Source organism: Pseudomonas sp. S3_G06 (assembly GCF_054667565.1).
Window position 1 is genome coordinate 2,789,831 of the sequence record NZ_CP162738.1, and the last position, 23,800, is coordinate 2,813,630.

22 protein-coding genes are annotated in these 23,800 nt (G+C 61.2%); 10 read left to right on the plus strand and 12 right to left on the minus strand.

Features of this window, described 5'->3' with window-relative positions:
- Positions 1 to 61: 61 nt before the first annotated feature.
- Positions 62 to 2,089, plus strand: a complete 2,028-nt coding sequence (locus AB4N47_RS12430; RefSeq protein ID WP_281894701.1) for a TRAP transporter permease — start codon at positions 62 to 64, stop codon at positions 2,087 to 2,089.
- Entirely contained in the window at positions 2,086 to 2,511 is a 426-nt protein-coding gene (locus AB4N47_RS12435) for a DUF1850 domain-containing protein (protein WP_341637787.1), read from the plus strand. Before AB4N47_RS12430 ends, AB4N47_RS12435 begins: the two co-directional genes overlap by 4 nt.
- On the opposite strand, the gene AB4N47_RS12440 is transcribed toward AB4N47_RS12435, so the two are convergent.
- The 4 genes from AB4N47_RS12440 to AB4N47_RS12455 form a co-directional block, all read right to left on the minus strand.
- Entirely contained in the window at positions 2,512 to 3,246 is a 735-nt protein-coding gene (locus tag AB4N47_RS12440) for an NADPH-dependent F420 reductase (RefSeq protein ID WP_024012583.1), read from the minus strand.
- A gap of 62 nt (positions 3,247 to 3,308) precedes the next feature.
- On the minus strand, positions 3,309 to 3,740 hold the full coding sequence (locus AB4N47_RS12445; RefSeq protein WP_016774314.1) for a MarR family winged helix-turn-helix transcriptional regulator: 432 nt from the start codon (positions 3,738 to 3,740) through the stop codon (positions 3,309 to 3,311).
- A 141-nt stretch (positions 3,741 to 3,881) separates the two neighbouring features.
- Positions 3,882 to 5,189, minus strand: a complete 1,308-nt coding sequence (dctA, locus tag AB4N47_RS12450; protein ID WP_341637788.1) for a C4-dicarboxylate transporter DctA — start codon at positions 5,187 to 5,189, stop codon at positions 3,882 to 3,884.
- Positions 5,190 to 5,291: 102 nt separating this feature from the next.
- Complete coding sequence (locus tag AB4N47_RS12455) at positions 5,292 to 6,461, minus strand: mandelate racemase/muconate lactonizing enzyme family protein (protein ID WP_024012582.1); 1,170 nt, start codon at positions 6,459 to 6,461, stop codon at positions 5,292 to 5,294.
- A gap of 98 nt (positions 6,462 to 6,559) precedes the next feature.
- Here AB4N47_RS12455 and AB4N47_RS12460 point away from each other — a divergent pair, with 98 nt between their 5' ends.
- A complete protein-coding gene (locus AB4N47_RS12460) occupies positions 6,560 to 7,435 on the plus strand; it encodes a LysR family transcriptional regulator (RefSeq protein WP_024012581.1) in 876 nt (291 codons plus the stop codon).
- 180 nt (positions 7,436 to 7,615) lie between these two features.
- On the opposite strand, the gene AB4N47_RS12465 is transcribed toward AB4N47_RS12460, so the two are convergent.
- The gene (locus tag AB4N47_RS12465) at positions 7,616 to 8,584 is read right to left on the minus strand and encodes an oxidoreductase (protein ID WP_341637790.1); all 969 of its coding nucleotides are present in this window, start codon (positions 8,582 to 8,584) and stop codon (positions 7,616 to 7,618) included.
- 88 nt (positions 8,585 to 8,672) lie between these two features.
- Between AB4N47_RS12465 and AB4N47_RS12470 the strand changes: the two genes are divergently transcribed.
- A complete protein-coding gene (locus AB4N47_RS12470) occupies positions 8,673 to 9,593 on the plus strand; it encodes an AraC family transcriptional regulator (RefSeq protein WP_460154559.1) in 921 nt (306 codons plus the stop codon).
- A 51-nt stretch (positions 9,594 to 9,644) separates the two neighbouring features.
- The gene (locus AB4N47_RS12475; RefSeq protein ID WP_341637792.1) at positions 9,645 to 10,097 is read left to right on the plus strand and encodes a thiol-disulfide oxidoreductase DCC family protein; all 453 of its coding nucleotides are present in this window, start codon (positions 9,645 to 9,647) and stop codon (positions 10,095 to 10,097) included.
- On the opposite strand, the gene AB4N47_RS12480 is transcribed toward AB4N47_RS12475, so the two are convergent.
- Genes AB4N47_RS12480 through AB4N47_RS12490 form a run of 3 tightly spaced genes read right to left on the minus strand, consistent with a single transcriptional unit; the run spans position 10,080 to position 15,617 of the window.
- Positions 10,080 to 10,577, minus strand: coding sequence for a DUF2269 family protein (locus AB4N47_RS12480; protein WP_341637793.1), 498 nt, complete (start codon positions 10,575 to 10,577; stop codon positions 10,080 to 10,082). The two genes, AB4N47_RS12475 and AB4N47_RS12480, sit on opposite strands and share 18 nt — an antisense overlap.
- 1 nt (position 10,578) lies before the next feature.
- Positions 10,579 to 11,706 (minus strand): saccharopine dehydrogenase family protein, encoded by a 1,128-nt coding sequence (locus tag AB4N47_RS12485; RefSeq protein ID WP_341637794.1) that lies wholly within the window; start codon positions 11,704 to 11,706, stop codon positions 10,579 to 10,581.
- 59 nt (positions 11,707 to 11,765) lie between these two features.
- A complete protein-coding gene (locus AB4N47_RS12490; protein ID WP_341637795.1) occupies positions 11,766 to 15,617 on the minus strand; it encodes an autotransporter outer membrane beta-barrel domain-containing protein in 3,852 nt (1,283 codons plus the stop codon).
- A 166-nt stretch (positions 15,618 to 15,783) separates the two neighbouring features.
- On the opposite strand from AB4N47_RS12490, the gene AB4N47_RS12495 reads away from it, so the two are divergent.
- Positions 15,784 to 15,999: a PLD nuclease N-terminal domain-containing protein gene (locus AB4N47_RS12495; protein WP_016774306.1), complete on the plus strand. Its 216-nt coding sequence runs from the start codon at positions 15,784 to 15,786 to the stop codon at positions 15,997 to 15,999.
- A 254-nt stretch (positions 16,000 to 16,253) separates the two neighbouring features.
- Positions 16,254 to 16,730 (plus strand): hemerythrin domain-containing protein, encoded by a 477-nt coding sequence (locus AB4N47_RS12500; RefSeq protein WP_024012575.1) that lies wholly within the window; start codon positions 16,254 to 16,256, stop codon positions 16,728 to 16,730.
- A gap of 238 nt (positions 16,731 to 16,968) precedes the next feature.
- Here AB4N47_RS12500 and AB4N47_RS12505 read toward each other — a convergent pair whose 3' ends face one another.
- The 3 genes from AB4N47_RS12505 to AB4N47_RS12515 form a co-directional block, all read right to left on the minus strand.
- Entirely contained in the window at positions 16,969 to 17,895 is a 927-nt protein-coding gene (locus tag AB4N47_RS12505; RefSeq protein ID WP_341637796.1) for a LysR family transcriptional regulator, read from the minus strand.
- Positions 17,892 to 18,866: a quinone oxidoreductase family protein gene (locus AB4N47_RS12510; protein ID WP_341637797.1), complete on the minus strand. Its 975-nt coding sequence runs from the start codon at positions 18,864 to 18,866 to the stop codon at positions 17,892 to 17,894. Before AB4N47_RS12510 ends, AB4N47_RS12505 begins: the two co-directional genes overlap by 4 nt.
- 153 nt (positions 18,867 to 19,019) lie before the next feature.
- Entirely contained in the window at positions 19,020 to 19,517 is a 498-nt protein-coding gene (locus AB4N47_RS12515) for an anti-virulence regulator CigR family protein (RefSeq protein WP_341637798.1), read from the minus strand.
- 127 nt (positions 19,518 to 19,644) lie between these two features.
- Here AB4N47_RS12515 and AB4N47_RS12520 point away from each other — a divergent pair, with 127 nt between their 5' ends.
- A complete protein-coding gene (locus tag AB4N47_RS12520; RefSeq protein ID WP_080769419.1) occupies positions 19,645 to 19,803 on the plus strand; it encodes a DUF2986 domain-containing protein in 159 nt (52 codons plus the stop codon).
- Between the two features lies 1 nt (position 19,804).
- On the opposite strand, the gene AB4N47_RS12525 is transcribed toward AB4N47_RS12520, so the two are convergent.
- Complete coding sequence (locus AB4N47_RS12525) at positions 19,805 to 21,016, minus strand: MFS transporter (protein WP_445941199.1); 1,212 nt, start codon at positions 21,014 to 21,016, stop codon at positions 19,805 to 19,807.
- A gap of 131 nt (positions 21,017 to 21,147) precedes the next feature.
- Between AB4N47_RS12525 and AB4N47_RS12530 the strand changes: the two genes are divergently transcribed.
- Both AB4N47_RS12530 and AB4N47_RS12535 read left to right on the plus strand, forming a co-directional pair.
- Positions 21,148 to 22,041, plus strand: a complete 894-nt coding sequence (locus tag AB4N47_RS12530) for a LysR family transcriptional regulator (protein ID WP_130930056.1) — start codon at positions 21,148 to 21,150, stop codon at positions 22,039 to 22,041.
- A 633-nt stretch (positions 22,042 to 22,674) separates the two neighbouring features.
- A complete protein-coding gene (locus AB4N47_RS12535; protein ID WP_341637799.1) occupies positions 22,675 to 23,781 on the plus strand; it encodes a M28 family peptidase in 1,107 nt (368 codons plus the stop codon).
- Positions 23,782 to 23,800: the final 19 nt, after the last annotated feature.

Consider the following 23,800-nt stretch of genomic DNA (forward strand, 5'->3'; position numbering starts at 1 on the left):
GCAGTGGCGTGACGGCCACTGCAGCGTCGATTCCTTTGCGTGGTCATGAGGAAGGCAGCCAATGAGTGACGAGCATCACGGTATTTCCGCGAACCCACGGGACTGGCCGAAAACCCTGTTTTACGTAGCGTTGCTGTTCTCGATTTTCCAGATCGTCACCGCAGCCTTCTCTCCTCTCTCCAGCCAGGTGCTGCGTGCGGTGCACGTCGGTTTCCTGCTGTGGGTGGTGTTTCTCAGTTATCCCGCACACGGCACAGACCGTCCGTGGCAACCGCTGGCCTGGCTGCTGAGCCTGGCCGCCATCGCTACCGCGCTGTATCAATGGGTGTTCGAGGCCGATCTGATCCAGCGCTCCGGTGACCTCACCTCGGCCGATCTGGTTATAGGGATCGTGTTGATCGCTCTGGTTTTCGAAGCCGCACGACGAGTGATGGGCATCGCGCTGCCGGTGATTTGCGGGCTGTTCCTGGCGTACGGCCTGTTCGGGGAATATCTGCCCGGCGAACTGGCCCATCGCGGCTACGGTTTCGACCAGATCATCAATCAACTGTCGTTCGGCACCGAAGGGCTGTACGGCACGCCGACTTATGTGTCGGCGACCTACATTTTCCTGTTCATCCTGTTTGGCGCATTCCTCGAGCAGGCCGGCATGATCAAGCTGTTTACCGACTTCGCCATGGGCTTGTTCGGGCACAAGCTGGGAGGCCCGGCGAAAGTGGCCGTGGCCTCGTCGGCCTTGATGGGGACAATTACCGGCTCCGGGATTGCCAACGTCGTCACCACCGGCCAATTCACCATTCCGCTGATGAAGCGCTTTGGCTATCGCGCCGCGTTCGCCGGCGGCGTGGAAGCCACCTCCAGCATGGGCAGCCAGATCATGCCTCCGGTGATGGGCGCGGTCGCCTTCATCATGGCTGAAACCATCAATGTGCCCTTCGTCGAAATCGCCAAGGCGGCGCTTATTCCGGCCCTGCTGTATTTCGGCTCAGTGTTCTGGATGGTCCATCTGGAAGCCAAGCGCTCCAACCTCAAGGGTCTGCCCAAAGACCAATGCCCCAGCGCATGGGGCGCGGTGAAAGCCCGCTGGTATTTGCTGATTCCTCTGCTGGTCCTGGTTTACCTGCTGTTTTCCGGGCGCACACCGCTGTTCTCGGGCATGGTCGGCCTGGCATTGACTGCCATCGTGATTCTTGGCTCGGCGATCATTTTCCGGGTGCACAGCTTTGGCCTGCGCTGTGCGTTCTGGATTGCCCTGGGCGTGCTCTGCACAGGTTTTTTCCAGCTCGGCATCGCGGTGATTTTCGCGGTCATTGCCGTCCTGGTGCTGGTCTGCGCTTTCATCAAGGGCGGTCGCGACACGCTGCTGATCTGCCTGCACGCGCTGGTCGAGGGCGCCCGCCACGCGGTACCGGTGGGCATCGCGTGCGCACTGGTCGGCGTCATTATCGGTATCGTTTCGCTCACCGGCGTCGCTTCGACGTTTGCCGGCTACATCCTCGCCATCGGCCGCGACAACCTGCTGCTGTCGCTGATCCTGACGATGATCACCTGCCTGGTGCTGGGGATGGGCATTCCGACCATTCCCAACTACATCATCACCAGCTCGATCGCCGCGCCCGCGCTGCTGGAGCTGGGCGTGCCACTGATCGTGTCGCACATGTTCGTGTTCTACTTCGGCATCCTCGCCGACCTGACCCCGCCGGTCGCCCTCGCCTGTTTTGCCGCCGCGCCGATCGCCAAGGAAAGCGGCTTCAAGATCAGCCTGTGGGCCGTGCGCATTGCGCTGGCCGGTTTCGTCATCCCGTTCATGGCGGTCTACAACCCGGCACTGATGCTGCAAGGCGACAACTTGTGGGCGACTGCCTACATGCTGATCAAGACTCTTCTGGCGGTTGGTCTCTGGGGCATGGCGTCGACCGGTTTTCTGCAACAGAAAATGCTGATCTGGGAACGGGTGCTCAGTCTCGGCGCCGGCGCCCTGCTGATCGTGGCACTGCCAGTGACCGATGAAATCGGCTTCGCACTCGGGATTCTGGTAATCGTGCAACACGTCTGGCGCTCGCGGCGCGCCGCCGCGGCCAATGCATGATCGGTTTGTGCCTGGGTCTGGCCGGCAGCATTTGGGCACAGTTGCCGGTAGCGAACGTCACTCTGGCATGGAACCACAGCACCGAAAAGATCCGTTGGGAGGAAGACTACCGCGTCACGGCCCAAGGTCTGGTTCTTGAGCAGGCCAGGGTTCGCGGCAACGGCGCTGGCATGGAGATACCCGACGATGCCCGGCTGGAGAACGGCAGTTGGCATTTCCGACGCCACCTGCCGCCGCTGCAACCACTGCAATTGGGCCGAACCCCGCAGGCCGGCGATTACCAGTTATGCATGGATGGCAAGTGCGAACTGGTCAGCCGATGGGTTGGGCCGGCCACTGTCAGCGAGCCGTTTTTGCAGTTGTGGGGGTGTGAGATGACCACGCTATCGCCATCGCATGAAGGCCAAGCCGCTCATTTCTAATCAAGCGGTCATTTCCCGATTGATCGCAACCATCTGCTCGCGGGTGAACTCAGTGCCGGGCGCCATGAATCGGGCCATCAACCCATCGCGGTTCAGCGGCGCGCGGGCCTTGTCCGCAGCTTCGAGCGCCTGCTTCAGTTCCGGCAAGGTCAGTTCGGTGCAGTAAGCCGGGGTCCCGGGTTGTTGACGCCATGACTCCTGAAGGCTGCCCGCAGCGAGCGCGGTGAATCCGGTTTCTTCGACCAGATCCTGAGCGATCGCCTCGGCACGCACATCATCGCCGGCGACTGGCAAGGCGATGCGAGTTGCGGATTCGGCAGGTTGACCTTGATCGGCCAGCGTAGCGGCGAGTACGGCATTCCACGCTTTGATCAGCGGGCGGCCGATCTGCTCGCTGACCCAGACGCTTTCAGGCTTGCCCTCGTCCACTTCCTTGATCGCCCCATCACGCTGCGGGTAGTAATTGGAAGTATCGATGACCACGACTTGCTCGGGAACCTGGCTCAGCGTCTGCTTCAAATCAGGGTATCGGGCGAAGGGAATCGACAGGATGATCACATCGACATCGGACACAGCCTGCTCTTTGGTGACAGCCTTGGCACCGACTTCTTCAGCGAGTGCCTGAATGCTTTGCGGGTCTTTCGAGTTGGCCAGTTTGATCTTATGACCGCACGCAGCCAGCTTGCGCGCCAGTGTTGCGCCGATGTGGCCGGCGCCGATAATTCCGATGTTCATTTCAAAACCCTCTCTGTTACGTGTGTTATCGCCCGGTTGAGCGCGCTTTTGGACTGGTGGGCTCAGTCAGCCGCCGGATGGGCAAGCGCATCCAGCGTCAGACGAAGCGCCTCAATCCCCTGCTCATCAAGCTGGCAGGCCGTCTTGATCTTGCCGGTGATGGCTCTGATGTCGTCTTCCATGGCCCGGCTTTCGGGCGTCAGGTCGATCAGCACGCGGCGCTCGTCTGCCGGATCGCGCTTGCGCGTGACCAATCCGGCGCCTTCCAGACGTTTGAGTAGCGGCGTGATGGTTCCCGCGTCCATGGCCAAGTAAGTGCCGAGTTCGCCCACAGACAATGGCGCGCCATCCAGAAGCTGCAGGATCACCAGATACTGCGGAAAGGTTAAGCCCAGTGGTTCCAGATACGGCTTGTGCAAACGCACGACACGGTTGGCAGCGGCGTAGAGTGCAAATGACAGCTGCGTTCCCACGTGATTTCGGTTCGAGCTCATTTCATAGTTCGCTATTGTATAGTGCACTATATGTTTCATGAGTACGAAAGGAGTGTCAACCCAGGCAGCCCGTGCGGTGTCGATCAGCACCTCTGTCAGCGATCCGGATCGCCAACAGAGGTGCTAATCGCCACGCTTGGTTTACTTGTGCGCCAGCAGCGCGTTGCGTGCAGCCTTGGCGTGTTTCATGGCGGCGATTTCCCGCTCGCACGCTTCGACATCGAAGGAGTTGTCCCACTTGGCAATGGCAATGGTGCCGATGCCGTTGCCAATCAGGTTGGTCACCGCTCGCGCCTCGTTGAGGAAGCGGTCGATGCCCAACAGCAACACCAGGCCCACCAGAGGTATCGAGTGAATGGTGGTGAGCGTGGCCGCCAGGGTCACGAACCCTGCTCCCGCCACACCGGCCGAGCCCTTGGAGGTCAGCAGGAACACGCCGAGCAGGATCATCTGATCCATGAACGTCAGCGGCGTGTTGGTCGCCTGGGCGATGAAGATCGCCGCCATGGTCAGGTAAATGCAGGTGCCGTCCGCGTTGAAGGTGTAGCCCGTCGGCAGGACCATGCCGACGACGGATTTCTTGCAGCCGAGCTTTTCCAGTTTGACCATCATTCGCGGCAGCACCGCTTCGGTCGAACAGGTGCCCAGGGTGATCAGGATTTCATCCTTGAAATAACGCAGAAACTGCATCAGCGGCATGCCCGACCATCGCGCCACCGCGCCCAGTACCACGACGATGAAGATCAGCGTGGTGATGTACAGCGCGACCAGCAACTGCCCCAGCGACAGCAGCGTGCCGATGCCGTATTTACCGATAGTGAATGCCATGCCAGCCCCCGCGCCCAACGGCGCCAGGCGCATGACCATCGCGACGATTTTGAACAGGCCTTGCAGGAACAGATCGATGGTGTTGATCAGCGGTTTGCTGGTTTCGCCCATTTGCACCAAGGCGACGCCCATCAGCACCGACAACAGAATCACTTGCAGCATGACGCCATTGGAGAAGGCGCCGAGGAAGGTGTGCGGAATGATATTGAGGAAGAATTCGACGAGGCCGCCCTGCTCGCTCGCCGCCTGGCTGTATTTGTTGACAGCGCTGCCATCGAGGGTGCCGGCGTTGATGTTCATGCCGGCGCCGGGCTTGACCACGTTGACTACGATCAGGCCGACCACCAGTGCGATGGTGGAAAGAATCTCGAAGTAGATCAGCGCTTTCACACCGATCCGTCCGACCTCCTTGATGCTGCCCATCTTGGCGATACCGACCACCACCGTGCCGAAAATGATCGGCGCCAGAAGCATCTTGATCAGCTTGATGAAACCGTCGGCAAACGGCTGCAGCTTGGCGCCGATGTCGGGCACGAAGTAACCGATGGCAGCGCCGATGACGATGCCGATCAGCACTTGCACATAGAGCTGGCTGTACCAGCGTGATTTTGAAGTTTCCACGGAAGCACCTCATTTTATTGTTGTGGTGGGCATGTGGCTTTGGCGTCGAGGATGACGCCTGAAAATGCGGCCTCGGAAATCGAGGCCGCAGATGAAACCGAATCAGCCCTCGCCCAGTTCGCGCATGACGGCATACAGCGCAGATTTGGCTTCGAAGCCGACGCCCGGGATATCCGGCAGTCCGACGTAGCCGTTTTCCACGCGGATACCATCGGCAAACCCGCCGAATGGCTGGAACACGTCCGGGTACGATTCGTTGCCGCCCAGGTGCAGACCGGCGGCGATGTTCAGCGACATCTGGTGACCGCCATGTGGCACCACGCGGCGCGAAGACCAACCCAGCTCTTCCATCACTTTCAGGGTGCGCATGTACTCAACGAGCCCGTAGGACAACGCGCAGTCGAATTGCAGGTAGTCGCGGTCCGGGCGCATGCCGCCGTGGCGCAACAGGTTGCGGGCGTCCTGGTGAGAGAAGAGGTTTTCGCCGGTGGCCATCGGCAGTTCGTAGTGATTGGCCAGCTCAGCCTGGAGCGCATAATCCAGCGGGTCGCCGACTTCTTCGTACCAGAACAGGTTGTACTTTTTGATCGCTTCGGCGTAGGCAATACCGGTCTGCAGATCGAAGCGGCCGTTGGCGTCGACCGCCAGGCGCTGGCCGTCGCCCACCACTTCGAGCACCGCTTCGATGCGGCGGATATCTTCGTCCAGCGGCACCGCGCCAATCTTCATCTTGACTACGTCGTAGCCACGATCCAGGTAGCTCTGCATTTCGGCCTTGAGTTTGCTCTGGTCCTTGCCCGGGTAGTAATAACCGCCCGCCGCGTAAACCCAGACTTTGTCATCGGCGACGCCGTTGCGATAACGATCGGCAAGCAGGCGATACAGCGGCTTGCCTTCGATCTTCGCCACCGCATCCCACACCGCCATATCGATGGTGCCGACCGCTACTGAACGCTCGCCATGCCCGCCCGGTTTTTCGTTGGTCATCAGGGTTTTCCAGATGGCGAACGGATCGAGGTTATTGTTCTCGTGATCGATCAGGGTTTCCGGGTCGGCCTCGGTGATCCGCGCCAGAAAGCGATCGCGCATCAACGCGCCCTGGCCGTAGCGACCGTTGGAGTTGAAGCCGTAACCGATGACCGGTTTGCCGTCGCGAATCACGTCGGTAATGACCGCAACGACCGAGCAGGTCATCTTCGAAAAATCGATATAGGCATTGGCGATCGGGGAAGCAATGGAGACGGTTTTTTCACGGATATCGACGATACGCATGACGGGTTCCTCTTGTTGTGGTGACCCAACGTTATGCTTTGCGACGACACCCGCCCAATGCTATTAATGCCGCGCCCTATGCACAGAAGGCATTGCCCTTGGAACTGGTTTGGCTTGAGGATTTTTCAGCACTGGCCGAGTACGGCAGCTTTGTCCGGGCCGCCGAAGCGCGCCATGTGACGCAGCCGGCGTTCAGTCGCCGAGTGCGTTCACTGGAGAACTGGATGGGCGTGGAATTGTTCGTGCGCACTCCGCAGGGCGCGACGCTGACCGAGGCCGGCAGGCAGATTTTGCCCAGCGCTCAGGAAGCGGCCAGACGCCTTTACCGCATGCGTTCCGAGGCCCAGGAAGTGGCTGGCATGGCGGCGAAAACCTTGCAGTTTGCTGCCACTCACTCACTGTCATTCACCTTCTTCCCACGCTGGTTGCGCAGCGCCGAAAGTGGCGCGCCGATCGATGCGGTTCGCCTGCATTCCGACAGCATGGCCGTGTGCGAACAGATGCTGATTCATGGCCAGGTGCAGTTCCTGCTATGCCATCGCCACCCCGACGTTCCGCCATTACTGGCGCCTGATCAGTTCATTGGCAAGAAGGTCGGCGAGGACGTACTTGTGCCGCTGGCGAGCGCTTCAGCCCAGTTCGGCACGTCGCCTGAAACCCTGCCTTATCTGGCCTACACCCACGAATCCGGCCTGGGCCGAATCGTCGCCCACAGGTTGCATGGCAAGGCTGATTATCTGCACCTGAAACCGCTGTTCAGCAGCCACTTGGCCGCAGTGCTGATGTCGATGGCGCTGGAAAGCAAAGGCGTGGCCTGGCTGCCGAAAAGCCTGACCGAACAGGAAATGGCTGACGGGCGTCTAGTCAGGGCACTGGATGAAAGTTGGGATATTCCGCTGGAAATACACCTGACTCGCCCGACGGCACCGATCAGTCCGTCGGCCGAGGAATTCTGGGCGAAGCTGGGGGAGTAACTCTATCGAGCAGCCCCTCCCAGCCCTCTCCCGAGGGAGAGGGAGCCGCTTTGGGAGCTGTTCAAGAACTGAGTTCGCCCCGGTATTTCAGGTCGGCGAATTTCCACTAAACACCTCGGTCAGTCCCCTCTCCCCTCCGGGAGAGGGTTAGGGTGAGGGGCTTTTGGCCTTTGACTCGATTTATGCGACCGTCAGCCCCGTCCATAGCTCCGAAACCGCCCAAAGTCGCTCAGCCAGCTCAGCATCCGCCGCCCATTTCGCAACACCCTTGCGGCCTGCTTCCGGTTCATTGACCGGCGCAACATTGCAGTCTTCGCAATACACGCCGCCCAAATCCGCAAGCAATGCACTGGTCGCGCACCACAACCCCGTCGCCGCGCCCTGCTCCAGCGTTTTCAGCCCATTCTGCGCATCGAGCCGTGGCCGGCCCTGCTCATCCAGCGCATCGAATGCGGCAAGTTCCGCTGTGCTGAGGTGCCGTGCCAGATCCGTCAGAATCTGCCCCGGATGCAATGAAAATGCGCGAACACCTTGGCTACGCCCACGCTGATCGAGTGCGATGGCAAACAAGGCATTGGCCGTTTTCGACTGGCCATAGGCGACCCATTTGTCATACGGCCGTTGCAGGAAATCGATGTCGGCAAAGTCCACCCCGGCAATCTGATGCCCGCGCGATGACACCGACAGCACCCGGGCCCGACGAGCCTTGACCAGCGCCGGCCAGAGGCCGCAGGTCAGGCGGTAATGACCGAGATGGTTGGTCGCGAACTGGCTTTCATGGCCATCGGCATCGCGCAGCAACGGCGCGGCCATGATTCCGGCGCAGTTGATCAGCAATGACACTGGCTGACCCGCGCTGACCACGCTGTGGCTGAACGCCGCCACCGACTCGGCCTGCATGAGGTCCATGGGCATCACGCGGACACCGTCCACTCCAGCCAATGCAGCCTCAGCTCGCGCGGTATCTCTGGCCGGCACGATAATTTGCGCCCCTGCCGCCGCGAGGCTTTTTACCGTCAGCAGACCGAGGCCGGAATAGCCGCCGGTGACCACAGCGAGCTGCCCGCGCAGATCGATGCCGGCCATGACTTCAGCCGCTGTGCTGGCGGCGTTGAACGATGATTGCACAGGTTGTTGGAACGTAGCCATGAGCCTTAATCCTGAGTGAGCTATCGAAGGCCTTCATTCTTGGCTAAGCTCTCGGGACGAACCAGTCTGATAAATCCAGGTTTCTGTCGTGATCATCCAAAATCCTGCTGGCGACCCACTCTCTGCCGTATTGGCACTCTCGGAACTGCGCGCAGCCTGCTCGGTTCGCTTGCAAGCGGGCGGTGTCTGGGCGCTGCGTTTCCAACCCATCGAACTGAAATTCAACGTGGTGCGACGAGGCGAATGCTGGCTGCGCATGCAAGGCGTGCCGGCGCGCCTGTTGCAGGCCGGCGACTGTTTTGTGGTGTCACGCACGCCGTTTATTCTGGCCAGCGGCGCCGATGTCGAAGCGATTAACGCAGCGGATGTTTTCGCCCATGACGGCGCCTCGGCAACGTTCGGTGTCGGCGAGGAAGTCGAGTTGCTGGGCGGCAGCGTGTCGCTGTCGGGACCCGGCGCAACTGAACTGCTCGACGTGCTGCCGACCTCGCTTATCATTCGTGCCGAAACCGCAGGCGCCTCGTCGTTCGGTTGGCTGCTTGATGAACTGGGCCGCGAGTGGCCGTCACATCAGGCCGGCTCGCAGGCGATGTGCAACGACCTGCTGCGGCTGATCTTCATCCATGCGCTGCGCCATCACATCAACAGCGCGGATGCCGAACAACTGGCCTGGCTGGGCGGACTGCGGGAACCGGCGATTGCCGGCGTGTTGCGCGCCATTCACGCTGCTCCGGAAAAGGCCTGGCGACTGAAGCAAATGGCCGAGATGGCCTGCATGTCGCGATCGGGTTTCGCCGCGCTGTTCAAAACTTGCATGGGTGTAGCGCCGGTCGAGTACGCCACGCGCTGGCGGATGCGCGTGGCCGCGTTCCGCTTGCGCAATGGTCGGGACAATGTCGCCACTGTCGCCGCGTCACTGGGCTATCTGTCCGACGCGGCGTTTGGCGCTGCATTCCGCCGCGTGCACGGAATATCGCCGGGGCAATACCGGCGCGATCCACTCTTTTAGTCCGGTGATCAAGGTTATGATCGCGACAACCGCCATCAAGGACATCCGCCGATGCCTGCCATGAAAACCCGCCCCACCCCCGCGCCATTGCTCAAGCCCGGCGAAACCGTGGTGCTGTTCGACGGCGTGTGCAAACTGTGCAACGGCTGGGCGCGTTTTCTGATTCGCCATGACCGTCACCGCCATGTGCGCCTGGCGGCCGTGCAGTCGCCCGAGGGCCAGGCCTTGCTGGCGTGGGCCGGTTTGCCGCTGGACGAGTTCGACACCATGGCGGTGATCCGCGACCGCAATTATTGGGAACGCTCGGATGCATTCCTGGAAGTGGTCGGGCAACTGCCAATGCGCTGGCAGCCGTTGAAACTGCTGCGCATCTTCCCCCGTTCTCTGCGCGACTGGGCTTACGATCGCATCGCGCTGAATCGCTATCGCCTGTTCGGCAAGTACGACACTTGTCTGCTGCCGACTGCGGATCACGAAAGCCGTTTTCTAAAGGCCCACGGCTGACCCGATCAGTTGCAGCGGCGTCATCTTCGTCACCATCATCAGCACGATGACAAACATTCCTGCGAACCCGGCGACGCCCATCCAGAACCACCAGCGGTACGTGCTCGCGTAGCGATCATCCAGAGGCAGGCTACCTTCGCCCGCACTCAGCGCCATGCTCTGCAAACGCTTCTGCAATACCAGCACCGGCAGCCACAACGCGCCAATACAGAAGAAAATGATCAGCGAAGTCAGCAGCCATTCGGTGCTCATCGAAAGCCCCGAGAGCCGCATCAGCAGATAGCCGGTAACAACCTGCACAAACCCGGCCGGCGTGGTGATCCACGTATCAAAGCGCACCACCATTCGTGCGACATGGGCGATCACTTGCGGGTTGCCGCTGCGGCTGGCGGCGATCAGGTAGAGGTAGGAGCCCATGCCGAAACCAAAGAGGAAAATCGCCGCAATGACGTGCAGGTACTTCAGGCAGAGATAGAGCATCTCAACGCTGCCCCTCGGAGAATTGAACCGAAAGGCTCAGATTGGCCGGATCGTTGATCGCCGCCAGATATTCATCGACGCTGATTTCGCCAACACACGGCCGCGCGCCGGCCTGCGGCACATAACCCCGAGCCATTTTGGTTGCGAGAGCGACGGCGGCGCAGCTGGGGATTTCCGGGCCTTTGTCATTCAGCGCGGTGAGTTGCGCGGTCATGCTCAGCGGCTGGTCGTCAACTCCGATGCCTTGAACATCGATGTACATCGCGCTTTTGCCATCACCGAAACGTTCGAACCACGTGCCCAAGCGATGCAGACGCGCCGCCCAGCGCACATGATCGCGCACCAGACCGAAGCGCAAGGCTTGCGCCAGCAAGGCATTGGCGACGCCGCCGAGTTTCAGGCCAGCGCCAGCCTTGAAGCGCAGCGTCTGTGCGCCATAGCGACGCGCGAAAATATCCATGTCCGGCACATCGACATTGGCCAGCACTCGCGTGCCCAGTTGCGGCATGCTGCGCAGGGTCAGGTCGAGCCAGCCCAGTACTTCGTGAGCCTGGCCGTTCTTCAACTGTTTGATCGGTTTGCCTGCGTAGGCGAGCACGCCTTCGACCGTGGACAGCCCCGGCATTTTTGCCGAGGAAGAAATGCCATGCTCGATCGAGTCGATTCGCGCAAAACGCGAGCGCTGCTGGTCAATGATTGCCGAAGACAAGGTCGGCACCGAACTGCAACCGCTGAGCACGGCCACACCAGCCTCCCTGGCTCGGGCGTCGAGTACATCAATGCCGTTGACGAAGGTGCGGCAGTCAGCCAGATCGCAGTAATTGACCCCGGCGCTGATGCAGCTTTCAGCAACTGCGTAGGATTGCCCCTGAAACGGCCCGCCAGTGTGCACCACTAACTGGATATTCAGCTCGCGCAGCGCCGCTTGAAAATCCGCGCCTGTCGCATCACCGCACCACCCTTCGCAAGCTCGGCCCGACTGCGTTTGCAGCTCGTCAACCTTGCGCTGCAACTTGTGCGCATCGCGGCCCGACAGCAGCAGTTCAATCTCTGGCATCTGCGCCAGATGCCGACAAACGATACTGCCGAAATTGCCGTAACCACCGACGACCATCACCCTGAATGCCATTGCCCTGTCCCTGTTCCAGCCCAAACGTGTGGCGCAGAGGATATAGGGCGCAGCGGCACTCAGAAATTTATTTTGAAACCCAGCATTGCGTCATAGCCGTGGCTGTCGCCATCAAAGCCTTGTCGATAACCGGCCGAAGCGGTGAACGTGGTGCGTTGGTTGGCCTGATAATCGACGCCGACATTGACCTCGCCCCACGTGCCCTGAATGTCTGACTCGAACGGGATGTAACCCGACTCTGAGGAAAACTCGGTCTTCGGCTGGCCCTTGAATTCATGCCAGACGCTGGGGCGGATCCACGCGTTGGTGCGCCGGGCAGTCTTGTCGACGCCCTCGGTTTCCCAGTCTTTGGCAATGCGCACACCGGCGCGGCCGACCAGCGAATCGACGTCCTTGAAACGCACATTGGCGCCAGCGTCATCGCTGCTGTCCAGATCGACGTAGCTGTAGATCGCCTGCAACTGCGGCTCGATGTACCAGTCTTTGTCAAACTCGTAGGGATAGCCGTTTTCCAGCGAAGCGGTGTAGCCCCAGCCACGGGTTTTCAGTTTCGCCAGGTCGCTGGGTTTGGCTTCGATGTCGAAGCGGTTGACCTGCACGACCCCGTCCAGATACCAGCCGGACGGACCGAAATGGGTCCAGTAGGCGCCGACACCGTAGGCGCGCAGGGTGTCTTCGCCGGCAGCGCGGCGAGTGTAATGGCTGACGCCGGCATTGATGGTGCCCGCCGACAACGACAGGCCTGCCTGTTCGTGACTGCCATCGGGGCGGACCTTGCGATACAGGTCGGCGCCGACCTGAAATGCGGTCAGGTCGTAGTTGTATTCCGGGGTATTGCCCAAGGCATTCTTGCGATCGCCGTCCTGTTTGCCGCTGCGATAGATCACCCGGCCCCAGCCCATCGAGGGCGCCAGTGTCGATTCGTCTTCCTTGGGCAATGGCTCGCCACGATTCAGGCGTTCTTCGCCGACCCGTTCATGAAGCGTATCGACCATGGTCCGGCCGTAAACCAGCGCCAGCGCGGGCACGGCGCCGTAGAGCGACACCTCCGGGCGGTAATTGGGCACCGGCGCAGGTGCGGGTCCCGGATCCGGGTCTGGATCGGGACCAGGACCGGGCGGAACCGGCGGGCTCGGCGGTGTCAGCGCATCCGAACGCAAGAACCAGGTATCGCGAGCGCTGCCATCCTCGGCGCCTTGTTGCAGGCGATATTCATATGGCCCGGCGACCACGCGTCGAGCGAGGCGAAAGGCATTGGCGTCACTCGCGGCTTCGGTCTTGTTCAGCAACTCGACCACGGCAATGCCGTTGCCCTGAGTCAGGTCGCCCTGCCCGCCGACATTGCGCACGACGACACCGGTGGCGCCGCCGCTGGCGGTTGCCGTCGAGTCGACCACCAGCATGTCGGACAGGCTATTGGGCCCGCCGCTGTTGAGCGTGGTGTTGAGCAGCACCCTCCCGCCGTTCGACACAAACACCCCGCCGCCATCGGTGCCAGCGCTATTGGCGCCGCTGATCAGCAAGACGTTGCCGACCGTGTTGCTGCCCGCCGCCAGATCCAGCGTGCCGCTGTTGCTGAAACGGCTGACGCCGAGTATCTGCCCCTGCACGGCGCCCCCCGGTATCGGCGCGTTGGCGGTTTGTCCCAATGGCAGATAAGCGCCGCTGCTGCTGAAGTTGACGATGCCGCTGGCCGGTTGCGCCGCCAGTTGAATCAGGCCGCTGTTGTCGATGCTGCTGGAGCCCGCCGTGCCGAGGTTGCTCACCGCGACGTTCCAGCTGTCGCGAGTGCCGCTGCCGCTGCTGTCGAAGAAATCTCGCAGAATCCACGTGCCGCTGTTGGTGATGGTGCTGCTGGCGCTGATCGCGCTTACCGAACCGGTGATCAGCCCGGTGTTATTGAGCGCGAAGGTGCTGCCCGGCGTGGTCGCATCGGCGCGCACCGCCGAATCGCTGAGCGCACCAATGGCGCCGGCGTTGGTCAGGGTTTGCGTGGCGCCGCCGAGGGCAACCCCACTGCTGTCGGCCCAGCCACCTTGCAGGGTGGCACTGTTGCTGACGCTGGCGTTGCCGCCTTCGGTCAACGCATCGATGGCCGAGGAGCCAGCGCCGCGTGCGCTGATCGCACCGCTGTTGTTCACCGTCACGTCCGCCGCGCCGCTGGCCTGGGCGACGATGCCCTGACTGTTGCTGGCCCCGAGCGTCTGGATCGCCCCGGTGTTGACGATGTTCTGCGCACCAGTGACCGACAGCGTACGGATGCCGCGCTGCTGATCGCCACGCGCAACCAGCTCACCGCTGTTGCTGATGCTGATCGTGCCGAGGCCGCTGCCGCCATTGAAGGCGTTACCGGCCAACAGCGCTGCGCCCGCGCCGTTGACGTCGATCAGCGGGCCGGTGAAGCGGATGCCGACGTCGCCGCCGAGGGTCAGCGCCTGGATCCCGAAGGCGCCGATGCCGCTGCCATCGCCCGTTCCGGCATCCGAATGGGTGATGATCGTGCCGCCAGCGTCGACGTTCACTGTGCCGGTCGGCGACTGCGTCGAGGCGTAGATGCCGTTGGCATTGCTGTGCAGGGTTTCGATGCGATCGCCGCGATAGTTGACCTGAACGTTACCGCCGGTCGAATCAACACGGATGCCGCCGGCACCGAAGCCGCTGGCGAACAGATCGCCGGAATAATCGATCAGGGCATTGTTGTTCTCGGCACTGACGATGATTGCGTAGGCACGGGTAGTGTTTGGGCTGCCAAATACATTGATGTTGCCGCTGCCGGATACGCTGACGTCGCCAGTCCCCCGCTTGATGACGTAGATCGCCCGCGAACCGGCAGTATTGGCGGTGCTGCCAACGTTGAGTTCGGCGTTGTTTTCGATGCTGATCGAACCGGTTGCGCCAACGTTGTCATTGGCGTAGATGCCATGAGCGGCGCCACCGGTGGTGGTGATCGCGCCGTTATTGACGATGGCGATGTTGCCGACCGTGGAGAACGAGCGGATGCCGAAACCGTTCAAGCCGTTGGTGCTGATCGTCCCGCTGTTGGTCAGGCTGGTGTTGCCGCTGCCGCCCTCGGTAAAGATCCCGAAAGCGTTCATGCCGACGCTCTGCAGGCTGGCAGCGTTGACCACGGTGGTGTCGCCATTGATCGCGCGGGTGTGCACGCCGGCGTGGTTGCCGATGCCAGCGGTCGGCAAGGTTTCATCGCCGATCGGTGGGCCGGCGGACAGTGCGTCATCGTTGTTGACCAGGATGTTCACCCCGGCGCCGACATTGACGTTGGTCTCGCCAGTGCCGGTGGCCTTGGTCCAGATGCCGTTGCCACCAGACACGGTAATCTGGCCGCTGCCCTGATGGCTCAGGTTAATCGCCCCGCCACCGCTGCCATTGATATCGATGCCGTCGTGCTCGTTGCCGACCACGGTGTTGAGGATATTCAGCGTGGTGCCGGAGGTAACCGAGAATGTCGACGAACCTGTACCGGCGTTGGTGATTGCCAGAGCGTCCAGCCCGCTGCCAGCGACACTGACCGTGTTGCTGCCGCCATCGAGCGTCAGGCCGGCGTTGCCGCTGCCGCCGATCACGTTGGCGAACACGGCATTAGCCGCTGTCGGCGGTGTGCTGTTGATCGTGGTACCGCTGAGGCTCAGCGTCGAGTTGGCGTTATTGCCTCTGCTCAACAGTGAAGAGCCGGCGGTGGTGGTGATGGTCGTGCCGGGCTGGGTGGTGATGGACGCATCCACGCCGGCAGCGGGCAAACAGGTTTGCGAAACGCTGTAGGCCCCCGCTGCCAAAGGACCGCATGCAGCTTGTGCGTCATTCAAGATCAAGGCATTGGCGATGGCGATGGCGATGGCGATGAGTAAGGCGCTGCGCATGAAGTGCGGGGCGCCATGTCCCTGTATACCGTCCATTGAAACCTCCCCAACTGTGGGACCGAGCAGGCTCACTCCCACAGTGGTTTGCGTTGTCTGCGCTATCAACTCTAGTCGGTATTTTCAGGTAAGCGCAGCCGGGCAAAAAGAATGAACCCAACGCCCCTCTCGTCGCCTAACGCACAGACCATCAGGAGTTAAGCCTATGCAAATCGAAACCGTGTGGATCGTATTGGCGGTCATTCTCGTGCTGATCGAGCTTTGGGCCATCAACCGGGTGCGTAAAAGCGAGGGGAAATCGAGCAATAAAGGCGTGTGGATCGTGCTGATCGTGTTCGTGCCGCTGTTCGGCCTGATCGCCTGGGCGTTGGCGGGGCCCAAGCATATCGGTCGCGGCTCGCCTTCCCAGGCCAGCCGCTAAGCAAGGACGCGGCCCCGTCTCAAGCATCACTCACAGCCCGGCTTTTGCCGGGCTTGTTATATGCAATGTCTGCTGCGCGGATATCTTGCAGGCTGCACGAAAGCATTGTGCCTGCTTCGATGCCAGCCCTTGATTTAGAAGGGTTGCGCTTGATCGGGGAGTTGGCATGAGTCCTGCGATAGCCTCTTCCTGAATACACAGCAGCGCGAAAAAGAACGCTGTGTTCAATCCGTGAAAAGCAGAGGCCTCAAAAAATGAATGCCATCGACCTTCTCAAAGCCGACCATGAAAAAGTCAAAGCCATCCTCAGCCAACTGAGTGAGTCCACCGACCGCGCGCTGAAAAAACGCGTCGAGTTGCTGGGCAAACTGGAAATGGAAATCACCATCCACACCCGCCTCGAAGAAGAGATTCTCTACCCTGCGTTCAAGGAAGCCGGCAGCAAGGAAGAAGACATCATGTATTACGAAGCCAAGGAAGAGCACCGCACCGTGGACTCACTGGTACTGCCTGATCTGAAAGAAACCGATCCAGGCACCCCGGAATTTGCCGGTCGGGTCAAAGTGGTCAAGGAACTGCTGGAGCATCACATCGAAGAGGAAGAACAGGAAATGTTCCCGAAAGCGCAGAAGCTTCTGGGCAAGGCCAAGCTCGAGGAATTGGGCGCACAGATGGAAGCCATGAAAGCCAGTCACAAAAAGGAAATGGCGGCCAACAAGATCGCCGCGTAAAGCGTTGAAGACACCAAAGCCCGGCAGCAATGCCGGGCTTTTTTGTGCGCCCAAACTGGGCCTCGCTCTCACATTGGATATTTGGGCGTTCGGGAGTTTCTGAGCAAACCACGAAACCTGTGGGAGTGAGCTTGCTCACGAAGGCGTCAGGTCAGCCAGATCATCCATGACTGACACTCCGCTTACGCGAGCAGGCTCGCTCCCACGGGGTCAGTGTTGGTCTTGATGCAGACTTTGCTCAGACAGCCCAAGGTGGCCCGGTCTCGAATTTCGCTTCGATCCACTGCTTGAACGCCACCACCGCCGCCGCTGGAAACCGCGATGACGGCCTGACCAGATAGACGCCGCCCGCCGAATCCAGATGCCAGTCGGGCAGCACGTGAATCAGCTGCCCTGCCGTCAGATCGCGGCTCATCAGCCAGTCGCCGGCACCGAGTATGCCGGCATCGGCGCGGGCGGCGGCGAGCAGGGATTCACTGTCGCTGGCGGTCAGGTTGCCGTGTGGCGTAATGGTCTGCACTTCGTTGCCGCGATGCAGACGCCACAGCGGGAACGACGCCAGCCCGCTGAAGCGCAGGCAATTGTGTTGCAGCAGATCCTGCGGGGTTTGCGGCATGCCGTGGGCCTCGATGTAGGCCGGCGATGCGCAGAGAATCCGTCGATGGTCACTGAGCTTTTTTGCAATCAGGCGATTGTCATCAAGCTCGCCGATGCGAATGGCCGCGTCGAAGCCCTGCTCGATGATGTCGACCAGGCCTTCGCTGTAATCGGCCACCAGCGAAACCTGCGGATGGGCCTTGAGAAATTCCGGCAGCAGCGGCCCCAGCCATAACCGCCCCATCGCCGCCGGCAACGCCAGGCGCAAGGTGCCGCGCACTTCGCTGGCGCCCTGAACCGCTTGCTGCTGCGCTTCGTTCATCAACTCGACGGCTGCGCGCAGGCGCTGTTCGAGTTGCAGGCCGGCCTCGGTGATGCGCACATGTCGTGTCGAGCGCTCCACCAGCCGCACGCCGAGTCGCCTCTCCATCGCCGCGAGGCGCTTGGAAACGATGGTCGGATGACGCTGCAACAAACGCCCCGCCGCGACAAACGAGCCTTGCGCGGCGACGGCGAGGAAAGCAGCGATCTCATCGCTGTGCGGGTTGCTCAGAACATCCAGATTCATGGTTTTAAAATGATCGCCCCTGATGATCGGCCCGATTCAAGATCGGCGTGCGCTTGTGCCGCGTCAGCCAATGAATAACGCGCGCGGATTTGCGGCGTGATGATACCGGCGGCAACAGCGGCCAGCACATCTTGCGCGCGCTCCTGATATTCGGCTGTCGTGGTGGTGTGCGCGGCCAGCGACGAACGGGTCAGGAACAGCGAGCCCTTGGCGTTCAGCGTGGCCATTTCCACCGCCGCCGGCGCGCCGGTCTGCGCGCCGAACGAGACCATCAATCCGCGTGGGCGCAAGCTGTCCAGCGAGGCCTGAAAAGACACCCGACCAATCGGGTCATACACCACATCGACCTTGCGCCCCTCGGTGATACGCAACACGTCGGCGGCGAGAGTCTCGGCATCAAACACCAGCACTTCGTCACAACCGGACGCGCGAGCCTTGTCGACACTGGCCTGCTTCGACACCACACCGATCACCGTTGCGCCAAGGTGTTTGGCCCACGGCACCATGATTTCCCCCAGACCTCCCGCGACGCCGTAAACCAGCATTGTCGTGCCCGGCCCGACCGGATAAGTCGTCTTCAGCAGATACTGCGCGGTGATGCCTTTGAACAGCACCGCCGCCGCATCTTCGAACGATAACTCTTCGGGAATCTTCACCAGACGCTCTGCCGGAAACAGTCGCGCCGAGGCGTAACCGCCCAAGGGGCCAGTGGCGTAAGCGACCCGATCACCGACGCGCACATTGCTCACACCGGCACCGACCGCCGCCACCCGACCCGCGCCTTCCAGCCCCAGCCCCGAGGGCAACGCCACCGGCACCGCACCTTTGCGCTGGCTGACATCCAGGTAATTGACGCCCACCGCCGCTTGCTCCAGCCAGACCTCGCCGGACCCGGGGGCCTGTTCGCTGACAGCGTGCAATTGCAGGACGTCCGGTGCGCCCGTTTCGGTGAAGCGGATTGCGTTGGCCATGATCATCTCCATTCATTTGCTAAGCGTTGAGCTCAGTCTGAAAGCTCAGCACTCAACGAACAACCCAGCCTGAATGCAGTTCATTACTGCAAAGGCTGCAGCAATACACACATAAAAAAGGAGCGGCACATGCTGCCGCTCCTCTTTCAACAATCAATCGAACGCGCCGTTGAGCACCTCGTAGATCAGCCCGGTGGCCAGCGCAACAAGGATCAGGTCGGTGCCCACTTGTTGCCATTCGTAGCCGTCATAGTGAGGCAAATGGCCAAGCATGCGCCCGTCCAGCTTCTTGGCGATCCCCGGGGGCAATGGCTTGCCCCGCGCCAGATTCTTTTGAATGCCGGGCGGCAGCGGCGGTCCCGGATTCCAGTATGTGCCGCGATAACCATCGATAATGCCGAGAATATCGCCGCGATCAAAGCTCGGCCCGCCGCGATTGCCAGAGGATTGCTGGCCTTTCTTGCCATTGCCCTGACCGCCACCACCCTGATTACCGTGATCCTGCATATTCTGCGGTTTGCCCTTGCCGTTGCCCTGGCCGCCCTGACCACCCTGCCCCTTGCCATTGCCGGGGTCAGCCAGTGCCGTCGTGCTGCCGATTACCAGCGCGAGGCAAGACAACGCGGTAATCAATCTGCGAGCTTTTCTCATGTGCGATTCCTTCAGTTGGGGGATGCTCTTGAGTATGGGCGAATGTGCTCAGCTTAGTGGATTTCTTCTTGCTGACCACTCGGCCTTGCGTCAGGATTCCCACCCTCTCCACCCCGATCGAAAAATCATGAATCGCCAAAAGAAGCTGCAGCAGTTGTTCAAGGAAAAGGCCAAAAAGGCCAATGCCAAACTGGCGCCGAAAAAGCCCAAATACATCTGCAAGGCCGACCGCCTGAAGCTGGAAGCCGAAGCGGCGCAGGCCTCGGCCGAAAACACCGAGAGCTGATTCAGGCTGTCTGCCGCGACGTCAGCCAGGTCATCAGCGCCGCCAGCACCAGCAATGCCGCGCTGGCGAAGAAGGTCAGCCGATAGCCACTGCCGTCGAACAGCAGACCACCGATGGTGGAACCCGAGGCAATCGACAACTGCACCACCGCCACCATCAGCCCGCCGCCCGCTTCGGCATCGTCAGGCAGCGTGCGCGCCAGCCAAGACCACCAGCCTACCGGCGCCGCCGTGGCGATCAATCCCCACAAGCCCAGCAACACGAACGCCGCCACCACTGAACTGCCCAACCCAATGAGCGCCACTGCGATCATCGCCATCAATAGCGGTATCGTGATAACCACCCTGTACAGTCCTGACTTCAGCACCGAGCCGATGACCACGGTGCCGATGAACCCGGCTACACCAATGACCAGCAGGATAATGGACAGCATCGAAACATCGACCCGGGTCACGGTTTCCAGAAACGGTCGCAGATAAGTGAACAGCACAAACTGGCCCATGAAGAACAGGCCGGCGCCGAGCATGCCCAACGCCACCCGGCGGCTTTTGAACAACGCAAAAACATTGGCTGCGCTGGACTTGCGCGGCGCGGCCGGGAGCGCGGGCAAGCTGATCCATTGCCAGAGCAGCGCAATCAGCGCCACGGGCATCAGGCAGAAAAACGCCCCGCGCCAGCCAATCACGCTGCCCAGATAACTGCCCAACGGCGCCGCCACGACGGTCGCCAGGGCATTGCCACCGTTAAAAATGGCCAGTGCCTTGGGCACGCTGGCGGAGGGTACCAGACGCATGGCCAACGCCGCTGACATCGACCAGAAGCCGCCAATCACCACACCGATCAATGCGCGGCCAATCATGTACACCGTGTAATTGGGCGCTAGGCCGACCACCAGCCCGGACGCACACATCAGCGCGGTCAACAGCAGCAACAGGCGTTTGCGATCCATCGAGCCGGCGAGCCTGGTGATCGTCAGGCTGGTCAGCACCGCGAACGCGCCGGAGATGGCAATGCCATAGCCGGCCAGGCCTTCACTGATGTGCAAGTCCGTAGCCATTGGCGTGAGCAGACTGACCGGCATGAACTCGGAAGCGATCAGGGCGAAGACACACAAGGTCATCGCGAATACGCCGCTCCAGTACGCCCGTTGTTCGCCGTCAGTGGACGCTTCCATGGGCTGGGCTGTCGGGGTATCGATTACTTGAGCCGTCATGCGAAAACCTGTCTTGAAGAAGAAATCATCGAGGCACTTCTGCCCCGTTACTCAGGCTGCAAAGCTTGACGGATCGGGCTTAACTTGATTAGTAGCGGTAATCTTCATGTGCTTTTGAGAGAAATTCAGCAATGAGCAATGCCAAAGTCAACGACCTGCAGGCCTTTCTGGCGGTGGCCCAGGAGCAAAGCTTCACCAAGGCTGCCGCCCGCCTCGGCGTCACGCCGTCTGCGCTGAGTCATACGGTCCGCGCGCTGGAGCAGCGTCTGGGTATCCGCTTGCTCGCTCGTACGACGCGCAATGTCTCGCCGACCGAGGCTGGCGAACGCTTGATGCATTCGATTGCGCCGCTGTTCGAGCAGATCAGCGCCGAGCTCGAAGCCCTCGGCGAATTGCGCGACAAGCCCAGCGGCACGATCCGCATTTCCTGCACGGACGATCAGATTGAATTGTGCATCCGGCCGATGCTTGCGCAGTTTTTGCAGGACTACCCGGACATCACCCTGGAATTTTACGTCGATTACGGATTTACCAATGTGGTCAAGGAACGCTTCGATGCAGGCATCCGTCTCGGTGAATCGATCAGCAAAGACATGATCGCCGTGCGCATAGGCCCGGACTGGCGCCTGGCCGTGGTGGCCTCGCCCGAGTACTTCGCTCGTCACCCGGCACCCGCCACGCCGCATCAGTTGACGGAGCACACTTGCATCAACATCCGCCATCAACCGGCCGGCGCCATTTACGCCTGGGAGTTTGCGCACAAGGGTCAGGACTTCAGCGTGAAGGTCGACGGGCAACTGGTGTTCAACAGCATCATGCATGTGCTCAACGCCGCCGTGGATGGCATCGGCGTGGCGTACGTGCCCGAACAATTGGTCGCGCCGTATCTGGCCGACGGGCGACTGGTGGAAGTGCTGGAAGAATGGTGCCCGACGTTTCAGGGCTATCACCTGTATTACCCGAACAGACGCCAGAGCTCGGCAGCGTTTGCAGCGTTTGTCGAAGCGCTGAAATACAACCGCTGACAAACGCAACTCTTCAATCCAACTCAAATCCCTGTGGGAGCGAGCCTGCTCGCGAAGGCGTCGGCACGTTCAACCTCATCATCGCCTGACCCACCGCTTTCGCGAGCAGGCTCGCTCCCACAATGGTCCGGGGCAAGGCCACAATCTTCAGCGCAACCCAAATCCCTGTGGGAGCGAGCCTGCTCGCGAAGGTGTCGGCACGTTCAACCTCATCATCGCCTGACCCACCGCTTTCGCGAGCAGGCTCGCTCCCACAATGGTCCGGGGCAAGGCCACAATCTTCAGCGCAACCCAAATCCCTGTGGGAGCGGGCTTGCCCGCGAAGGCGCCAGATCAGATACATCCACGTTGAATGACACACCGCTTTCGCGAGCAGGCTCGCTCCCACAATGGTCCGGGGCAAGGCCACAATCTTCAGCGCAACCCAAATCCCTGTGGGAGCGGGCTTGCCCGCGAAGGCGCCAGATCAGATACATCCACGTTGAATGACACACCGATATCGCGAGCAGGCTCGCTCCCACAGGGAATGCAGGTGAACAGAAGGCTTCAACCCATCTGAATTTTCCCGCCAACCTGCCCCCTAAATCCTGAGCGGTCGATATACGTCCGCCGATGCAAGGAGGGTAAATACGCATGTCGGATAATCAGGCGCCTTCGCCGCGCAACTCAGAGGAATCTACCCAGGCGCTATTGAGCCGCTTGCTCATGGCGCGCGGCCCCGGCGGGCAGGAAGACGAGGTCCGGGCAATCTGCCTGGAAGAACTGCGGCGCCATTGCGACGAGGTCTGGACCGATCGGGCCGGCAATGTCATCGGCCTGCTCAAGGGCCGCGAACCCGATCCGGACGGCGAGCACGCTGTGCGCATCATGGGCCACATGGACGAGATCGCCATGCTGGTCAAACGCGTCGAGCCGGACGGTACGTTGCGGGTGGTTGCCCTCGGCGGTGCGAATCCGGTGAATTTCGGTGTGTGTCCGGTGGATATTCTCGGCGATGCGCAAACCCTGCCCGGCGTGCTCTCATTCGGCTCGATGCACGCCACCACAGGCTCGCCGCAGGGCCAGGATGTGATGAGCGGCGCGGTGGAGTGGAAAGACGTGCACATCATCACCCGCCACGACCCGCAAACCTTGCAAGACATGGGCGTGCGCCCCGGCACCCGTGTCGTGCTCAGCCAGCACTGGCGTACGCCGTTCAGAGTGGGCGATGCCACCGCTGCGCACTTTCTCGATGACCGCGCGCCTGTCGTCGCCATGCTCCAGGCCGCCGAGCAACTCAAGCGCAGCCCGACCGAATTGGCGCACGACACCTACTTTGTCTTCACCACCCTCGAGGAAGAAAGCAACGCCGGCGCAATGTACGCCGCTGCGCACCTGCCCGGCGACACCACAATCGCGGTGGAAGTCGGCCCGGTGATCAGCGAGTACGCAACGCGATTGAGCGTCGACCCGATCATCGATACCGGCGACCAGAAAGGCTATTACTCGCGCGGCGTGGTCATGGCCTTGGCCGACGCAGCCAAGCGTTGCGGCTTCGATCCACAGTTCGCCCTGCTGGTGGATTTCGCCTCCGACGCCAGCGCGGTGATGAGCTCAGGCATCAGCGCCCAGGCCGGATGCATCGCAATCCCGACCGAGAATACCCACGGGTTCGAACTGGTCGTGGATGGCGCGATTGAAGCGTGCGCGCAGACGTTGGTCGAATATTTGAAAGGCCTGCAGAATGAGGTATCGACCTGACCCGCAGTCCAATAAAAAG

Excerpts from the sequence above, each read along its gene's own strand:
- AB4N47_RS12430 (WP_281894701.1), top strand. The coding sequence starts at position 62 with ATGAGTGACGAGCATCACGGTATTTCCGCGAACCCACGGGACTGGCCG.
- AB4N47_RS12435 (WP_341637787.1), top strand. The coding sequence starts at position 2,086 with ATGATCGGTTTGTGCCTGGGTCTGGCCGGCAGCATTTGGGCACAGTTG.
- AB4N47_RS12440 (WP_024012583.1), bottom strand. The coding sequence starts at position 3,246 with ATGAACATCGGAATTATCGGCGCCGGCCACATCGGCGCAACACTGGCG.
- AB4N47_RS12445 (WP_016774314.1), bottom strand. The coding sequence starts at position 3,740 with ATGAGCTCGAACCGAAATCACGTGGGAACGCAGCTGTCATTTGCACTC.
- AB4N47_RS12455 (WP_024012582.1), bottom strand. The coding sequence starts at position 6,461 with ATGCGTATCGTCGATATCCGTGAAAAAACCGTCTCCATTGCTTCCCCG.
- AB4N47_RS12465 (WP_341637790.1), bottom strand. The coding sequence starts at position 8,584 with ATGGCTACGTTCCAACAACCTGTGCAATCATCGTTCAACGCCGCCAGC.
- AB4N47_RS12475 (WP_341637792.1), top strand. The coding sequence starts at position 9,645 with ATGCCTGCCATGAAAACCCGCCCCACCCCCGCGCCATTGCTCAAGCCC.
- AB4N47_RS12480 (WP_341637793.1), bottom strand. The coding sequence starts at position 10,577 with ATGCTCTATCTCTGCCTGAAGTACCTGCACGTCATTGCGGCGATTTTC.
- AB4N47_RS12485 (WP_341637794.1), bottom strand. The coding sequence starts at position 11,706 with ATGGCATTCAGGGTGATGGTCGTCGGTGGTTACGGCAATTTCGGCAGT.
- AB4N47_RS12490 (WP_341637795.1), bottom strand. The coding sequence starts at position 15,617 with ATGGACGGTATACAGGGACATGGCGCCCCGCACTTCATGCGCAGCGCC.
- AB4N47_RS12495 (WP_016774306.1), top strand. The coding sequence starts at position 15,784 with ATGCAAATCGAAACCGTGTGGATCGTATTGGCGGTCATTCTCGTGCTG.
- AB4N47_RS12500 (WP_024012575.1), top strand. The coding sequence starts at position 16,254 with ATGAATGCCATCGACCTTCTCAAAGCCGACCATGAAAAAGTCAAAGCC.
- AB4N47_RS12505 (WP_341637796.1), bottom strand. The coding sequence starts at position 17,895 with ATGAATCTGGATGTTCTGAGCAACCCGCACAGCGATGAGATCGCTGCT.
- AB4N47_RS12510 (WP_341637797.1), bottom strand. The coding sequence starts at position 18,866 with ATGGCCAACGCAATCCGCTTCACCGAAACGGGCGCACCGGACGTCCTG.
- AB4N47_RS12515 (WP_341637798.1), bottom strand. The coding sequence starts at position 19,517 with ATGAGAAAAGCTCGCAGATTGATTACCGCGTTGTCTTGCCTCGCGCTG.
- AB4N47_RS12520 (WP_080769419.1), top strand. The coding sequence starts at position 19,645 with ATGAATCGCCAAAAGAAGCTGCAGCAGTTGTTCAAGGAAAAGGCCAAA.
- AB4N47_RS12525 (WP_445941199.1), bottom strand. The coding sequence starts at position 21,016 with ATGACGGCTCAAGTAATCGATACCCCGACAGCCCAGCCCATGGAAGCG.
- AB4N47_RS12530 (WP_130930056.1), top strand. The coding sequence starts at position 21,148 with ATGAGCAATGCCAAAGTCAACGACCTGCAGGCCTTTCTGGCGGTGGCC.
- AB4N47_RS12535 (WP_341637799.1), top strand. The coding sequence starts at position 22,675 with ATGTCGGATAATCAGGCGCCTTCGCCGCGCAACTCAGAGGAATCTACC.